15 protein-coding genes are annotated in these 15,958 nt (G+C 32.9%); 10 read left to right on the top strand and 5 right to left on the bottom strand.

The features are described 5' to 3' along the window. Positions 1-50 precede the first annotated feature (50 nt). Positions 51-1,955, top strand: a complete 1,905-nt coding sequence (gene yidC, locus DR871_RS13455) for a membrane protein insertase YidC (RefSeq protein ID WP_113666722.1) — start codon at positions 51-53, stop codon at positions 1,953-1,955. Positions 1,956-2,003: 48 nt separating this feature from the next. Here yidC and DR871_RS13460 read toward each other — a convergent pair whose 3' ends face one another. Then, positions 2,004-2,966, bottom strand: a complete 963-nt coding sequence (locus DR871_RS13460) for a fasciclin domain-containing protein (RefSeq protein ID WP_113666723.1) — start codon at positions 2,964-2,966, stop codon at positions 2,004-2,006. A gap of 466 nt (positions 2,967-3,432) precedes the next feature. Between DR871_RS13460 and DR871_RS13465 the strand changes: the two genes are divergently transcribed. From DR871_RS13465 to DR871_RS13490, 6 genes are all read left to right on the top strand, one after another. Then, positions 3,433-4,146 carry a toxin-antitoxin system YwqK family antitoxin gene (locus DR871_RS13465; protein ID WP_113666724.1) on the top strand — a complete coding sequence of 238 codons (714 nt, stop codon included), beginning with the start codon at positions 3,433-3,435 and terminating at the stop codon, positions 4,144-4,146. Between the two features lie 311 nt (positions 4,147-4,457). After that, positions 4,458-5,078 carry a murein L,D-transpeptidase catalytic domain-containing protein gene (locus tag DR871_RS13470; RefSeq protein ID WP_242497120.1) on the top strand — a complete coding sequence of 207 codons (621 nt, stop codon included), beginning with the start codon at positions 4,458-4,460 and terminating at the stop codon, positions 5,076-5,078. A gap of 466 nt (positions 5,079-5,544) precedes the next feature. Then, positions 5,545-6,732: a tRNA 2-thiouridine(34) synthase MnmA gene (mnmA, locus tag DR871_RS13475; protein ID WP_113666725.1), complete on the top strand. Its 1,188-nt coding sequence runs from the start codon at positions 5,545-5,547 to the stop codon at positions 6,730-6,732. Between the two features lie 125 nt (positions 6,733-6,857). Continuing rightward, positions 6,858-8,471, top strand: a complete 1,614-nt coding sequence (locus tag DR871_RS13480) for a S8 family peptidase (RefSeq protein WP_113666726.1) — start codon at positions 6,858-6,860, stop codon at positions 8,469-8,471. A gap of 15 nt (positions 8,472-8,486) precedes the next feature. Further along, positions 8,487-9,431, top strand: a complete 945-nt coding sequence (locus tag DR871_RS13485) for an NAD(P)H-dependent flavin oxidoreductase (RefSeq protein WP_113666727.1) — start codon at positions 8,487-8,489, stop codon at positions 9,429-9,431. A gap of 3 nt (positions 9,432-9,434) precedes the next feature. Then, positions 9,435-9,845 (top strand): hypothetical protein, encoded by a 411-nt coding sequence (locus DR871_RS13490; RefSeq protein ID WP_113666728.1) that lies wholly within the window; start codon positions 9,435-9,437, stop codon positions 9,843-9,845. A gap of 29 nt (positions 9,846-9,874) precedes the next feature. On the opposite strand, the gene DR871_RS13495 is transcribed toward DR871_RS13490, so the two are convergent. Continuing rightward, entirely contained in the window at positions 9,875-10,315 is a 441-nt protein-coding gene (locus DR871_RS13495) for a DUF4268 domain-containing protein (protein ID WP_113666729.1), read from the bottom strand. Positions 10,316-10,410: 95 nt separating this feature from the next. Here DR871_RS13495 and DR871_RS13500 point away from each other — a divergent pair, with 95 nt between their 5' ends. Both DR871_RS13500 and DR871_RS13505 read left to right on the top strand, forming a co-directional pair. Further along, entirely contained in the window at positions 10,411-11,061 is a 651-nt protein-coding gene (locus DR871_RS13500; RefSeq protein WP_113666730.1) for an NUDIX hydrolase, read from the top strand. Between the two features lie 86 nt (positions 11,062-11,147). Further along, positions 11,148-11,957: a lysophospholipid acyltransferase family protein gene (locus tag DR871_RS13505; RefSeq protein ID WP_113666731.1), complete on the top strand. Its 810-nt coding sequence runs from the start codon at positions 11,148-11,150 to the stop codon at positions 11,955-11,957. Positions 11,958-12,032: 75 nt separating this feature from the next. Here DR871_RS13505 and DR871_RS13510 read toward each other — a convergent pair whose 3' ends face one another. Together DR871_RS13510 and DR871_RS13515 are read right to left on the bottom strand one after the other, a co-directional pair. Continuing rightward, positions 12,033-12,665, bottom strand: a complete 633-nt coding sequence (locus DR871_RS13510) for a hypothetical protein (protein WP_113666732.1) — start codon at positions 12,663-12,665, stop codon at positions 12,033-12,035. Next, complete coding sequence (locus tag DR871_RS13515) at positions 12,662-13,165, bottom strand: RNA polymerase sigma factor (RefSeq protein ID WP_091171887.1); 504 nt, start codon at positions 13,163-13,165, stop codon at positions 12,662-12,664. Before DR871_RS13515 ends, DR871_RS13510 begins: the two co-directional genes overlap by 4 nt. A gap of 329 nt (positions 13,166-13,494) precedes the next feature. On the opposite strand from DR871_RS13515, the gene DR871_RS13520 reads away from it, so the two are divergent. Then, positions 13,495-14,799 (top strand): NAD(P)/FAD-dependent oxidoreductase, encoded by a 1,305-nt coding sequence (locus DR871_RS13520; RefSeq protein WP_113666733.1) that lies wholly within the window; start codon positions 13,495-13,497, stop codon positions 14,797-14,799. Positions 14,800-14,873: 74 nt separating this feature from the next. Here DR871_RS13520 and DR871_RS13525 read toward each other — a convergent pair whose 3' ends face one another. Beyond that, positions 14,874-15,935: a DUF3810 domain-containing protein gene (locus tag DR871_RS13525; protein WP_113666734.1), complete on the bottom strand. Its 1,062-nt coding sequence runs from the start codon at positions 15,933-15,935 to the stop codon at positions 14,874-14,876. Positions 15,936-15,958 lie beyond the last annotated feature (23 nt).

The following is a 15,958-nucleotide window of genomic DNA, read 5'->3' on the forward strand; positions in this document are numbered from 1 at the left end:
TTCTGTGGAGCTGAACTTTAAACTTTAAATTTTAAACTTTTTTAATTACAATGGAACAAAAGAAATTTGACCTCAATTCGATTATCGGTTTTGCATTAATTTTTGTTATTTTGGTTTTTATCATGTACCAAAATCAACCGGACCCGAAAGTGGTTGCAGCTGAAAAAGCACAAAAAGAGTTGTTAATTAGAGAAGCTAAAGCAAAAGAGTTAGAAGCTAAAACTGTGGCAAAAGCGACAGTTGCAGTAGCAACTACGGGAGATTCTACTCAATTGGCGCAATTGCAAAAGACGCTAGGGAATTTTGCGTATTCAGCGACACTTCCTTCTGCGAAAGCGGGTGTTACCACTATCGAAAACGATTTGGTGAAGCTGACAATTGCCAATAAAGGAGGATATATTGTTGAAGCGACTTTGAAACAATTCGAAAAGTTTAAGAAAGGTTCCGGACAATTAGTTCAATTGGTAAAAGACAATAATGCCAATTTAAATGTGCAATTACTGACTAGTGATAACCGTACTTTAAACTCAAAAGATTTATATTTTGAACCTACTTTAACGAAAGTTGGAGCAGATCAAATATTGTCCATGAAATTGAAAGCGGGAGCCAATGAATTCTTGGAGTACAAATACATTTTGAAGCCTAACGATTACATGATTGGTTTTGATATTCGTTCTCAAGGGTTGAATAAAGTATTGAATACTGCAAAACCATTGGATTTAGAATGGAATTTGAAAACCTACAGAAATGAGAAAAGTGTTTCCTATGAAGACAGATATACACTTCTGTATTTTGAGTATGGAGATAAAAAATTTGATTATGTAGGCGACGGAAAAGATAAAGAAGAGATTCCTGAAAATGTTAAATACATAGCTTTTAAACAACATTTTTTTTCAACTATATTATTGACAAATACTCCTTTTGCTAAATCATCTTTGAAATCGACTAAGTTGGTTTTAGATGAAAAAGTAGATACAATTTTCACGAAACAGTTTAAAGCTAATATTCCTTTAGCTTTTACTAATGGAGAATTAGACCACAAAATGAGTTGGTATTTTGGTCCGACGGATTACAAAACTTTAAAAGACTATGATAAAAATTTAGACAAGATTATTCCTTTAGGTTGGGGTATTTTCGGCTGGATTAATAAGTTTATTTTTATCCCGTTATTCGGATTTTTAAGTTCTTACATTGCTTACGGAATTGCGATTATCATTTTTACGATTCTAATAAAAATTGCAATGTCGCCTATCACTTTTAAATCGTTCTTGTCACAAGCGAAGATGAAAGTATTGCGTCCTGAAATCACTGAGTTGGGAGAAAAATTCAAAAAAGACCCAATGAAAAAGCAACAGGAAACCATGAAGTTGTATAACAAAGCGGGAGTGAATCCTATGGCAGGTTGTATTCCAGCACTGATTCAGCTTCCTTTTATGTATGCTTCGTTTCAGTTTTTCCCTTCAGCTTTTGAGTTGAGACAAAAAAGTTTCCTTTGGGCAGATGATTTATCGTCTTTTGATGAAGTTATACGTTTGCCTTTCTATATTCCTTTTTACGGAAATCACATCAGTTTGTTTCCAGTACTGGCTTCGATTGCGATTTTCTTCTATATGAAAATGACTTCTGGCGACCAACAAATGGCTGCTCCACAACAAGAAGGTATGCCGGATATGGCGAAGATGATGAAAATCATGATTTATGTTTCGCCAATAATGATGTTGTTTTTCTTTAACAGTTATGGCGCAGGATTGAGTTTGTATAACTTTATTTCGAATCTGATTACCATTGGAATTATGATTGTTATCAAGCGATACTTTATTGATAGTGATAAAATTCATGCTCAAATTCAAGAGAACAAATTGAAAGAGCCAAAGAAACAAGGTAAATTCCAGAAAAAATTGCAAGAAGTGATGGAACAAGCCGAAGCTCAAAAAGCACAACAGAAGAAAAAATAAAACAAAAAAAAAGCTCTCAATTTTGAGAGCTTTTTTTTGTTTTAAAAATTACAGAATAGGTAATAGGACTTTGTCTATGGCATGAATGACACCATTGGAACATTGTACATCAGTTATGATAATATTTGAAATTCTGTTGTTAGCATCTTTAATTTTCGCGCCACCAGTAAGTTGAATTGTAAAAGTTTGTGCTGGTGTCAAAATTGGAGTTACAATTTGACCTTCTGTTAAACTTGCTGCTAAAACATTAGCTGGACTTACCACATGATATTGTAGAACTTTAGTCAGGTTTGCTGCTGAAACTCCTGCAATTCCTCCTGGAGCTAATTCAGTATTTAATGCAGTAAACGCAGCATTTGTAGGAGCAAAAACAGTAAATGGACCAGTTGCTGATAATGCAGTTATGAAATTGGGTTGACCTGATCGATTCAGCACACTAACTAAAGTACTAAAATTGGCATTTGCAGCAGCATGAGTTACAATAGTTGGTAAATCAATAACTTTATCTACGATGTGTATTACGCCATTAGAAGCCATGATGTCCGCAGTTGTAACTGTTGCAATTCCGTTGAGTTTCACTCCTGATGAGGCGTTAACATACATACTCAAGGTATTAGTCGTGGATGCAGTTCCTTTGGCAAGAGTTTTAATGTAGCCTGTAGTTAAATCGGTTGATTTTACTGCCCCAGTAACCACATGATTAAGTAAAATTTGTGTTAATGCTTCTTTTGGTACATCATTTATTGTAGCATAAGAAGTTGTAGCTAGAAAAGCGGTAAAGGCTTCGTTAGTTGGTGCAAAAACAGTATATGGACCAGCTCCTTTTAAAGTAGTTGCTAAATCAGCCTTGACAAGTGCCTGAACTAAGATGCTTAAGTTAGCAGTCGCAGTTGCTTTTCCTGTAATGGTATTGTCTACAACTACATTGTTATCGTCATCATCACACGATACAGCTGCGATTGAAAATAATACAATCAGAGCCCAATTTTTAATTTTAGATACATTTTTCATAGTGTTTGTTGTTTATTTGTTTCCTCTAAATTAGTAAACTGATTTCTAATTTTGTTTATTTTTTATCTAAAAATGATAAACAATGTGAAAATTTATTATTTTTTTTAAAGTTGTTTAATTTTTATTTTAACTGCATAAAATAGTATTTAACACGTTGTTGTTCAATATTATATGGGTTTTAGGGTTATTTTCAATACACTATTAGAAAAGAATAGTAACAGGATGCTTAAACAATTTATAAATTGCTTTATTTTAAATATTTGTAGAGATAATTATTTCAATATCACGAAGCGAATTGGTTGGGTTTAAAGTTTGAAATTTGCTGTGATTTTGTGTTGACTTAAAAGAAGAGTGTATTTTATTTGTGAAATAATAGAGCGAGCACCAACTCTAATAAATTCGTATTTTTGCTAAAATAAAAAAGAAGATTCTCAGTTTTAAAGTGAGGACTAAATACAGAGTAGTAATGATAAAATATAAGATTAGTTTTTTTGCCTTTTTGATTTTTGCGCTTTTGAGCCAAAATGTTATATCGCAAACCGATTTTAATAAATTAGATGCAAAAGGGAAAAAGCACGGGGTATGGAAAGGGTTTTATGCGGAATCTAAACGCTCAAGATATGAAGGGACTTTTGAGCACGGAAAAGAAATAGGAATTTTTAATTTTTTTGATGACACTAAAGCTAAATCTATAATTGCCACAAGGGAATTTAATGCAAAAGACAATTCGGCTTATACCATTTTTTATGATCAGAATAAAAATAAAGTCAGTGAAGGGAAAGTGGTCAATAAAGTATTTGAAGGACAATGGAAATATTACCATCTAGCCTCTAAAAATATAATGACAACGGAATACTACAGCAAAGGTAAGTTGGAAGGTTTGCGTACCGTTTTTTATCTAAGTGGTAAAATTGCGGAAGAAATTAATTATAAAAATAATTTAAAAAATGGTTTTTATAAAAAATACACCGAAAAAGGTATTCTGTTGGAAGAGTCTATTTTCAAGAATGATCAATATAGCGGTTTGGCAATCTTTAGAGATTCTGATGGGAATATGGTTTCTAAAGGGCAATTTGTAAATGGAAAGAAAGCTGGAATTTGGCAGTTTTTTGAGAAAGGAGAATTAGTAAAAGAAATGAATATGAGCTTTCCGGAAAATGCAACAAAATCTAAATTGTAATTTTTTTTAAAAATTAATTATTTTGACATAAAATAATTTTCGGTAAAATTAGTTATGATTTAATAATAGATTTATTTTTATTCAAATTCTTAATGGATAAATTTAACAAGACGAATAATTCAATTTTTCACTTGTTAATTAATTGCTAATGAGTGTATTGATATTGTGTAAAAGGTTTAGTTTTGCAAAATTTAATTTATAAATTGTAATCAAAACGTACTAGCTTTGTCTTAGTTTAGTATTGCATTACGTTTATAAAAGAGTCTGTAGCCCTCTAATATTTTAGATAAATAAAACGTAATATAGATAAAATGAAAAAACTTTTTTTTGTTTTAATGTCAATTGTAATGTTGATGTTTAGTATCAAAATTTTGTCAAAAAACACTAATGATAGTACCATAATTTCGGTGTTTAATAATGCTACAGAGGAAAAACTTTTTAATCGAGCAAAAATTATTAAGAAATTTATTGTCAATAATTCTAAATATAATAATGAAATCGCTTTCATTATTGATATGAAGATTATGTCTGGGAAAAATAGATTTTTTGTCTATGACTTAAAGAACAATGTAATAATCGATCAAGGTTTGGTTGCTCATGGTATTGGCTCACAAACACAAACTGAAGGTGAACTAATTTTCAGCAATGAACCTAATTCTCTTTCTACCTCATTAGGTAAGTACAGTATAGGATCCAGCTATAATGGGCAATTTGGAAAATCATACAAATTATTCGGCTTAGAGGAAACAAATAATAAAGCTTTTGCGAGAAATATTGTTCTTCATAAATATTCTAAAGTGCCTTTTGGAGAACAAGAGAGTCCAATTTGTAAAAGTTTTGGCTGTCCAATGATAAATGTGGAATTTTATAAAAGAATTGAAAAGTTAATTGATAATTCAAAAACAAATATCATTTTAGATATTTTCTATTGATAATACAATAAAGGTAAAATGTGCACTATAAAAACCTCATTCAAGAAATTCTGAATGAGGTTTTTTGATTAGCGTTTTATTTTAAAGCAACGATTTTGCGACCGAATGAAACCTTTTGTCAATCAAATTATTTACAGAAGTTGCTTCAATAATATTTTTGACACTTTCTAAAATGGATCATTCAGCAACAGTAGCAGCACTTTTTTTAAATTATTCCGTTGACTATTTTAGAGAAGAATGTAATTAAAAAAAGCAAAATTGGCTGATCTTTATTTGTTTCTAATTCAAATCAATTAGCATCTTATTAAAATTTTCACTTCATATTTAGTTCATTTTGATCTTTAAAAACGCAGATTACTGGTTCTGGAAATGTAACAAAATCGGATACAATTAACTTTATAGATAACAAATACTCTTGCAAATCTTTTGTAACTTTGGACCCTTATAAAATTATAATTTTTTGAAGATGAAGCGTGTTGTTGTAGGACTTTCCGGAGGTGTAGATTCAAGTGTTGCAGCTTATTTGTTGCAAGAACAAGGATATGAAGTAATAGGTCTTTTTATGAAGAATTGGCATGACGATTCAGTCACTATTTCTAATGAATGCCCGTGGCTGGAAGACAGTAATGATGCATTACTTGTTGCCGAAAAATTAGGAATTCCATTTCAAACTGTTGATTTAAGCGAAGAATACCAGGAGAAAATCGTGGACTATATGTTCAGTGAATATGAAAAAGGAAGAACTCCAAACCCTGATGTACTCTGTAATCGTGAAATAAAATTTGAGGTTTTCATGAAAATTGCATTGAGTTTGGGCGCTGATTTTGTAGCTACAGGACATTATTGCCAGAAAACCGAAATCGAAAAGAATGGAGAAACGATTTATCAATTAATAGCCGGTGCAGATACTAATAAAGATCAGTCGTATTTTCTATGTCAATTATCACAAGAGCAATTGGCTAAATCTTTATTTCCTATTGGAGAATTAACAAAACCTGAGGTTCGTGAAATAGCCGCTAAAATGGATTTGATTACTGCCGAAAAGAAAGATTCGCAAGGTTTATGTTTTATTGGAAAAGTACGTTTGCCTGAATTTTTACAACAAAAATTGCAGCCCAAAGATGGGATTATAATTCAAATAGATAAAAATGATCCTGTTTACAGTTCTGAATTACAAGAAGGATTAAGTATTAAGGATACTTTAAAATCAGAAGCAAGAAAAATTCCGTATACGCCACAAATGGGGAAAGTAGTAGGGAAGCATCAAGGGGCCCATTATTTTACTATTGGACAACGAAAAGGATTAAATGTAGGAGGAACAACGGATCCATTATTTATTATCGCCACGAATGTTGAAACCAATACAATTTATACCGGATTAACCAGTCAGCATCCCGGATTATTCAAGAAAGCATTGCGTATTGAGAAAGATGAAGTACATTGGATTCGTAAAGATTTGGCTTTGGCCAATGGAGAAACAATGGAGGTAATGGCAAGAATACGGTACAGACAGCCCTTACAAAAAGCTATTTTACATCAATTTGAAAATGAAATGTACATAGCTTTTAATGAACCACAATCCGCCATAACCGAAGGGCAATTTGCAGCTTGGTATTTAGGTGAAGAATTAGTTGGTTCTGGTGTAATTTCTTAGTTTAGTGCTGTATTTTAATTTCAATAAACGTTTCCTTTGATATAAGTAGGAGTGTCATAGAAAACTGCAATCTTGTTTCTAACCAGTGGAATTTAGCATATTTATGGCTTAACAAATAAAGTTTTATGAGAAAATTTTACTTATTTCTTTTTCTAATCATTGCTACTGCAGGTTTTTCACAACAGGATGCTTGGGTATATTTTAATGCAAAACCCAATTCTCGGTTTTTTTCTGATTCACCATTAAATATGCTCTCTCAAAGAGCATTGGACAGAAGAGGCAATCAAAGTATTGCCCTAGATTATAAAGATGTTCCAGTAGAAGCAACTTATATCAGTCAAATAAAATCAGTTGTAGGAATTACTGTCATGGCAAAATCCAAATGGCTCAACGCAATTCATGTTCGAGGGGAACAAGCGGCTATAAATTCGTTAGCCCTATTTTCTTTTGTCAATAAAGTTGATTTTGCGGACAAATCGTTAAATCAATTGGGAAAAATTGCAAAATCCACGAAGGTAAAAAAGGGAAATAAAACGAAGAAAACTAAAATTGACTATGCTTATGGATCCTCATCGAATCAAATTAAGATGCTTAATGGACAACTATTGCATCAGCAGAATTATACCGGGTCAGGAAAAATAATTGCAATATTGGATGCTGGTTACCCAGGAGTAAACACCACACAGCCTTTTCAAAGATTAAGAGATAATGACCAAATTTTGGGTGGTTATAACTTTGTTCTTAGAGATTCAAATTTTTATACAGGTTCTTCACATGGAACATCTGTGCTTTCCACAATTGGAGGATACAAAGAGAACTCGTTAGTGGGAACGGCGCCTGATGCCTCTTATTATTTATTTATAACAGAAGATGACACCTCTGAGAATCCTGTGGAAGAATCCCTTTGGGTTGAAGCTGCAGAAAAAGCAGATAGTTTAGGGGTAGATATTATCAATACTTCTTTGGGTTATTTTGATTTTGATAATGAGGCTTACAATCATACCTACAGTGAAATGAATGGCGCAACAGCATTTATGTCTCGCGGTGCTGAAATTGCATTTAGCCGAGGAATGATTTTAGTTACTTCAGCTGGTAATTCAGGAAATTCATCAGATCCACATATTGCTGTTCCTGCTGATGCTGTTTCGGTGCTTTCTGTTGGAGCAGTAACAGCTTCTGAAATAATAACTTCATTCAGTTCAACAGGGCCATCTTTTGACGGAAGGATAAAACCGGATGTCATGGCGCAAGGGCAAGCTGCTATAGTTTCAGATGCAGCAGGTAATATTGTAACAGCAAACGGAACTTCTTTTTCGGGTCCAATCATGGCGGGAATGGTAGCTTGTTTATGGCAGGCGTTTCCACAAAAAACAAATCAGGAAATCAGAGCATTAATACTACAATCATCCGATAAATTTTTGGTGCCAAATAATCAATATGGATATGGTATCCCAGATTTTGGATTGGCGGTTAGCAATGGATTAGCTTCAACATCTGTTTTGAAAGACGATTTTATAATTTATCCCAACCCGGCAAGTGATTTTGTTTCGGTTTCTTTACCGGCAAAGTTTGAAATGGGAACCGTTTTTATTTTTACCATTTTGGGACAAAAAATATTTGAACAAAAAATCACTTCTCAATCATCAATTATTTCATTGAAATCTCTTGAAAAAGGAATGTATCTTTATAAAATGGAATCTATCGGTTTCTCTAAAACGGGAAAAATAATAAAACAATAATAGCATTATTACCACATGAATAAAATCACAGCACTTTTTAAAATTAAATACCCAATTATTCAAGGAGGAATGATTTGGAACAGTGGATATAAATTAGCAAGTGCTGTCAGTAATGCTGGGGGTTTGGGATTGATTGGTGCTGGTTCTATGTATCCTGAAGTGTTACGCGAACACATTCAGAAATGTAAAAAAGCCACTTCAAATCCTTTTGGAGTAAATGTTCCAATGTTGTATCCCAACATTGAAGAAATCATGAAAATCATTGTTGAAGAAGGCGTAAAAATCGTTTTTACTTCGGCTGGAAATCCTAAAACATGGACTTCGTATTTAAAAGAAAATGGCATTACAGTTGTGCATGTAGTCAGCAGTTCTGTATTTGCTTTGAAGGCACAAGATGCAGGTGTTGATGCTATAGTTGCTGAAGGTTTTGAAGCCGGAGGACATAACGGAAGAGAAGAAACTACCACACTTGCGCTGATTCCTATCGTGAAAGAAAAAATAAAAATTCCATTAATTGCTGCTGGGGGTATTGCTACTGGTCGTGGAATGTTAGCCGTTATGATTCTTGGTGCAGATGGAGTTCAGGTTGGAAGTAGATTTGCAGCATCTTTGGAATCATCAGCTCATGAAAATTTCAAGGAAACTATCATAAATACTAAGGAAGGTGATACACAATTGACTTTGAAAGAACTCGCTCCAGTGCGCTTAATTAAAAATAAATTTTATCAAGATGTTCAGGATTTATATGAAAAATGTCCAACAACGGAAGATTTAGTTGTTTTATTAGGAAGAGCAAGAGCAAAAAGAGGTATGTTCGAAGGAGATTTAGTTGAAGGAGAATTAGAAATAGGACAAATTGCAGGGATTATTCATGAAATAAAGCCAGCGGGAGAAATCATTAAGGAGATGATATTCGATTTTCAAACTGCTAGGAAAGAAGTAGTAAATTTTGATTTTTAAATAATGAATAAAACAAAAATATATATAATCTTGTTTTTTTTGGTTCTAGGTTTGCAAAATTCCTTTGGACAAAATTATAAGTTTAAAACCTCGGGCTTTAGTGTTTTGGAAAAAAATGAAAAGGGGAAATGGGGCAAATGGTCTGATTTGAATTTGGTAAATTTATTAGTGACATTGGACACTAACAAAAGTAGGATAGTAATTTATTCTCAGATTATTCAATTATTTGAAATTATTGAGTATCAGGAAATTGAGGAAAATGATGCTGATATTGTATATTCTTTTTCCTGTAAAGATAATGAAGGAGTCAATTGTACCCTTTCAATCATTACCCGAAAAAAGCAAGATAACAGGAAACAATTGTACATCAATTATGACAATAGGATTGTTGTTTATAATATTTTCAACATGTAAAAAGGGTCTTCTTATGTTTTTTTTATTAATTAAACTATTTCTATATCTTTAATAAAATCATCATACTCAGAATAAAACATTTCCAAAGCACTCATTTTTTCATGGTAAAAATCAAAAATTTCATCCCAGTATTTTTGGTTGCTAACTCCAACATTTAATTTTTCAACCCAAATGCGACTTATTGTTTTTCCGCTTTCCAGGGTGTACTCTTTTTCAAAAATTAAATCTTTAATAAATTCCTCTTCCAGAATATTTTTTAAAGATTGCAGTTTTTCAAAATATGCAATTCTTTTTTCATTACTTCGATGTTCGATATCTATTAGGACCTGCGCTTTTTTATTATCTACGTAAAATTTAAAAGAGAAATCTTTGATTTTAGTGTCATACAACACCCATTTACGGGGATATTTTTCTGCAAATGCAATCCAGAATTCACGCTTTAATTTTTGGGTTTCCACTTTGCTGTACATAATAGTTATGACTTTAGGTACTAGAAAATTTGTGCAACTCTGTTTTCTAGACTATATTTATATTTAATTTCAGTGTACAAAAATAGACTTTGATTATGGATTTTCAAGAATTTTTACGGTTTGTTCCTAAATTAATCGATGCTAAGCTTCCCGCATTTGAGGCGCATATCAAAATGGCACCTTTGGAAAGGTTGGAAAGTTTAAAAAATATATATTTAGAGAATAAAAATCCAAGGATAGCGGCTGTGATGATGCTTTTTTATCCTAAAAATGAGAGAACCCATTTAGTGTTGATTGTTCGGAAAACTTATGAAGGAGTTCATTCGGCACAAATTGCATTTCCTGGAGGAAAATACGAACTGGACGATGATAATTATGCTGAAACAGCTCTTCGAGAAACGCATGAAGAGGTAGGTATTCATCCGGATAAAATTGAAATTCTTAAACCGTTTACGGAATTGTATATTCCGCCAAGTAACTTTATGGTACATCCATTTTTAGGTATCAGTATAGAAGAACTTGTATTTTTACCTGAACCATCAGAGGTTGCGGAGATAATAGAATTGCCTTTGTCTGTTTTTTTGAGTGATGGTATTGTAGTTGATACGAATTTGTCTACTTCCTATGCGAATAACATCAATGTTCCAGCATTCAAAATTGAAAATCACATCGTTTGGGGTGCTACTGCAATGATGTTAAGTGAATTAAAAGAAGTCTTGAAAGAAGTGCTTGGCACTTCAATTTGAAGTTAAATTAATGTGTAGGAATTGTAAAGTACATCAAATATTAATTTCGTAAGTTTGCTAATTAAATATTAAAAACACATAATTTTATGGGATTGTTTAAGAGAAATCCTTTTGGTCACATACTATTTATAAAGAAATGGTTAATTCGAGTTTTCGGTGCTAGTACGCATAGAAGATATAGAGGATTTAACGAACTACAAATTGAAGGTTCGGAAATTATCAGAAATTTACCGGATACTAACGTACTTTTTATTTCTAATCACCAAACCTATTTTGCTGATGTTGTAGCCATGTTTCACGTATTTAATGCAAGCTTGAGCGGTCGCGACGATACGATCAAGAATGTTTGCTATTTGTGGCAACCTAAAATGAATATCTATTATGTAGCTGCCAAAGAAACCATGCAGGCGGGATTATTACCAAGAATTATGGCGTATGCCGGAGCAATTTCTGTAGAGCGTACCTGGCGTGCTAAAGGAGTTGATGTTCAGGAGAAAAAAGATATTAACCCCGATGATACGGAAAATATAAAAATAGCTTTAAATGACGGTTGGGTAATCACTTTTCCACAAGGGACAACAAAATCGTTTAAACCGGTTCGTAAAGGAACAGCGCACATTATAAAACAGCACAGACCAATCGTAGTTCCTATTGTTATAGATGGTTTTCGTCGCTCGTTTGATAAAAAGGGACTACGCATGAAGAAGAAAGGAATCCTGCAATCTTTTATTATAAAAGAACCGTTGGACATTGATTACGATAACGATACCATAGAAGAAATTGTAGAAAAAGTGGAATATGCAATTGAGCAACATCCTTCATTCCTAAAAGTTATTCCATCTGAAATTATAAAGGAGCAAGAAGAATTGAACCGATTAAGAAAATGGGAATATTAAAAAATTAGTCATAAAGAAAAAGTCTTAAAATTCAATATTATAGAAAGTTGAATTTTAAGACTTTTTCTTTTGCACTTAAAGATCTATTTTCTTTAATTCTTTATAATTGGCATATAATTTACGCAATAAAGTGCCGTATAATACTCTGTAAAACAGCCATAACAAACCGAATAATGCAATGCTAAAAATACTTAAGACGGCTATGGTTATAGCCATAACTTTACTGTTGCCATTAATTTGATTTTTCAAGGCATCCATTTCAGGATTATAAGCAAAAGCAATTATAAAACCAATAATTAAACTAAAAACAAGCATCGCTAAATTATACCAAACATAATACTGAACCGTTTTCCGGGTTTTGAGTATGTCTTGCATCAATTGCTTGGTGGAAGCAGTGGTCGAAATCAGAATATAGTTTTTGTAAAACAAATAAATAAAAATCAAAATAACAGCGTAGTTAAAGTAGTTTAAGACTTCAAAATAGCCAATTAATTCTGCATGTTTTATTTTTTCTAAATACTCATTAGAGTCAAAGCAAACGCTAAGACAGGTCCATAATAAAACCTCTAAAATGCTTATAATCAAAATCCACTTCACAATCGAAGATGATTTTTTATGAATCATTTTGTAAATTTCTATTTCCGATACTTGCTCAAAAGAGCTATCACTCTTCTGCCAGTCTTTTTTTAATAAATCCAGCTCTTTCATATTCCTAATGGATTTAATATTTTTTTTAATTTCCCTTTTATTCTATTCATTTTCACCCTCGCATTTACTTCGCTAATTCCTAAAGTTTCCGATATTTCCTGATAATCCTTATCTTCCAGATACATGAATATCAACGCCTTTTCAATATCATTCAATTGGTAAACCGCTTTGTACATTAACTTTAATTGTTCCTCTTCTTCATAATCATATTCCACATCATTCAGGAAATGTTGCCGCCCTTCAAATTCGATAGTATTTATGGATCGTTTTGTTTTTCGGTACAAAGTAATCGCCGTATTTAGCGCGACTCGATAGGCCCAAGTCGAAAATTTACTGTCACCCCTAAATTTTGGAAAAGCCTTCCATAACTGAATCGTAATTTCCTGAAACAAATCCTTGTGTGCATCATCGCCATTAGTATACAACCTACAAATTTTGTGGATTATATTCTGATTTTCCTGCAACTGCTTAACAAAAGAATGTTCTAAATTATCACTCATATATACGTTAGTAAGTCAATACTGGTTTTTGTTACAAATTAAGGAATAAAATAATACTTCTCAAATTTGTAATTATGAGGTACGAAGCAATCAGGAGCACAACGCCTTCATTCCATAATTAATACTCGTCCCGCTGTACATTACAATCTTTATTTCTTGATAAAAATCAGTAAATAAAGGATTTTCATTACCATCGGGGCTAACAAAGACGTTTTTTTTTCAGAAGAACATTTCTAAAACAAACAAAAATTTCGATACTATTTGATGAAATGCAACAATAGAAAACTTTGTATCTTTGGTTTTTAACAATTTTGAACTTTTTTAGAAACATGAACATCCCAAATTCAACTTTACCAAGAATAGTCATTGTAGGTGGTGGTTTTGCCGGAATTGCATTAGCCAAAAAATTAAAAAATAAAAAAGTTCAGGTTGTCCTTTTAGACAAACACAATTACCATACTTTCCAACCTTTATTATATCAAGTAGCTACAGGCGGACTCGAAGCCGGTTCTATAGCATACCCAATCCGAAAAGTAATTCAGGAATACGATGACGTTTACTTTAGGCTCACCAACGTTCAAGAAATAGACACTGAAAATCAAAAAATAGTTACCGAAATTGGCGAATTAAAGTATGATTATTTAGTCATTGCCACGGGTTCCAAAACCAATTATTTTGGCAACAAAGAAATTGAGCGTAACAGTATGGCTATGAAAACCATACCGCAATCGCTGAATATAAGAAGTTTGATTCTTGAAAATTTTGAGCAAGCTGTTTTGACCACTGATGTAGCCGAACAAAACAGTCTCATCAATTTTGTACTTGTAGGTGGCGGACCAACAGGAGTAGAGCTTGCAGGAGCTTTGGCCGAAATGAAAAAAGCCATTTTGCAAAAAGATTATCCCGATCTTGATATTGCCAAAATGGAAATCAATCTGATTCAAAGTGGCGATAGAATCTTGAATACCATGAGCGAGAAATCCTCTCAAGCTGCTGAAAAATTTCTAACCAGTTTGGGTGTAAAAATCTGGAAAAACGTTCGCGTAACTAATTATGATGGGCGCACCATAACCACAAATTCCGATTTGACCTTTGAAACCGCCACCGTAATCTGGACAGCAGGCGTTCAGGGTGCTCTTGTTGCGGGATTGGATGGGAAATCTTTGGTAGAAAAAGTAGAACGTATTCGGGTCAATGAATTCAATCAAGTGGCGGGCTATGAAAACATTTTTGCAGTAGGCGATATTGCTTCCATGGAATCCGAAACCTATCCGCAAGGACATCCCATGATGGCGCAACCCGCCATGCAGCAAGGAGAATTATTAGGCGAAAACTTAGTGAAATTAATTGAAAACAAACCCATGAAAGCTTTCGAATACAACGACAAAGGTTCGATGGCAACCATAGGAAGAAATAAAGCCGTTGTCGATTTGCCAAAATACCATTTCAGTGGTGTTTTTGCCTGGTTTGTATGGATGTTTGTACACTTGTTTTCACTTATTGGATTCAAAAATAAAGCTGTCGTATTCCTGAATTGGGTCTACAATTATATTCGTTTTGATCGGGAAGGAAGATTGATTATTAGACCATACAAAAAGAAAAGTTTTACCACTTTTACAAGTGATGAAGTATAGAAAATGATGAGTTATGAATGATAAGTTTTAAGGTCTTGTTCATAACTCATAACTCATAACTCATAACTAATCATTTATAACTCTTTTTCTTTATAATAATTCACCATCAAATTAACAAATTTACTGTAGCCTTCCATGCCGTCTTTTTGTTGGTTTACTTTCAGGAATTGGTCGTAAAAAGCATGAAAACCTTTATCGATAATTGTGTCGTATTGCTTCCAGAAATGTTCACTTTCTTTATAATTTTTCAAAATACCGGGATGAACAGTTTTTAATAATTGTTTAAAAAGAGCCTCGTCTCGTGCTTGCCAATTGCCTAAACAATAGCGTAAAGCCATGCTGTAACCTGAATATTGAACGTATAAATCATCATTTCTTACAGAAGCTAAAAACCCAATAAAGTTGCATTCACTTTCACTTGCGTAACCCATTTGGTGTGCCATTTCGTGATTCGTGGTCATAGGGAAACTGTACATTGGACCTAGATAATTAACCTGTGCTTCATTGGTAAACGGATTCAAATAACCTCCAAAACCCATATACGTCAACGGCAGGCTAAACAATGATTTCTTGGTGCTTAACTTGGAATAAGAAAAATAAGGATATTCCGCGGATAGGTTTTTGTATCCATTCAGACTCATTTCAAAAACCTGTTCTTGTGAGTAAGGAAATACCACTTTCAAGCTGTCATTTTTTGTGATTTGGTAATGAACTGTATTGGTTTTGGCAATTATCTTTTTGGTAAAAGCCAGCAAATCAGCATCCGAATAGTCTTTTTGAATTTCCATTTTTTCAAAAAGCGGTTCACGGTAATAATTTAATGCCCAAAGGACATGGAACAAAAAGTAAAAAACCGAAACAAAACTCAAGATGCTCAAAATAGTGTCTTTCCATTCGGATTTCCAAGTTTTTCGTTTGTTCCAAAGCCATTTTAAAATAAATAAAATAAGAATAAAATAGAGAAAGTCACCCATAGAAAAAGGAATTCCGCCCAAAATAGTTCTTGAAAATAGCGAAAGTATCGGATAAAAACCATTGCTGTACCAGTCTTCTATCTGTTTAGGATAAAAGGGAATTATTTGCAAAAGCAGAATTTGGATTAATAGGAAGCAGGAAAGGAAATATTTTGTTTTCAATGTTTGAATTTTGGAAATGTAAA

It is taken from the genome of Flavobacterium petrolei (assembly GCF_003314435.2).
Lineage (GTDB): Bacteria > Bacteroidota > Bacteroidia > Flavobacteriales > Flavobacteriaceae > Flavobacterium > Flavobacterium petrolei.

Coding starts and splice junctions, on each gene's coding strand:
- yidC (WP_113666722.1), top strand. CDS start 51: ATGGAACAAAAGAAATTTGACCTCAATTCGATTATCGGTTTTGCATTA.
- DR871_RS13515 (WP_091171887.1), bottom strand. CDS start 13,165: ATGAGTGATAATTTAGAACATTCTTTTGTTAAGCAGTTGCAGGAAAAT.
- DR871_RS13505 (WP_113666731.1), top strand. CDS start 11,148: ATGGGATTGTTTAAGAGAAATCCTTTTGGTCACATACTATTTATAAAG.
- DR871_RS13495 (WP_113666729.1), bottom strand. CDS start 10,315: ATGTACAGCAAAGTGGAAACCCAAAAATTAAAGCGTGAATTCTGGATT.
- DR871_RS13465 (WP_113666724.1), top strand. CDS start 3,433: ATGATAAAATATAAGATTAGTTTTTTTGCCTTTTTGATTTTTGCGCTT.
- DR871_RS13490 (WP_113666728.1), top strand. CDS start 9,435: ATGAATAAAACAAAAATATATATAATCTTGTTTTTTTTGGTTCTAGGT.
- mnmA (WP_113666725.1), top strand. CDS start 5,545: ATGAAGCGTGTTGTTGTAGGACTTTCCGGAGGTGTAGATTCAAGTGTT.
- DR871_RS13500 (WP_113666730.1), top strand. CDS start 10,411: ATGGATTTTCAAGAATTTTTACGGTTTGTTCCTAAATTAATCGATGCT.
- DR871_RS13470 (WP_242497120.1), top strand. CDS start 4,458: ATGAAAAAACTTTTTTTTGTTTTAATGTCAATTGTAATGTTGATGTTT.
- DR871_RS13460 (WP_113666723.1), bottom strand. CDS start 2,966: ATGAAAAATGTATCTAAAATTAAAAATTGGGCTCTGATTGTATTATTT.
- DR871_RS13520 (WP_113666733.1), top strand. CDS start 13,495: ATGAACATCCCAAATTCAACTTTACCAAGAATAGTCATTGTAGGTGGT.
- DR871_RS13485 (WP_113666727.1), top strand. CDS start 8,487: ATGAATAAAATCACAGCACTTTTTAAAATTAAATACCCAATTATTCAA.
- DR871_RS13480 (WP_113666726.1), top strand. CDS start 6,858: ATGAGAAAATTTTACTTATTTCTTTTTCTAATCATTGCTACTGCAGGT.
- DR871_RS13510 (WP_113666732.1), bottom strand. CDS start 12,665: ATGAAAGAGCTGGATTTATTAAAAAAAGACTGGCAGAAGAGTGATAGC.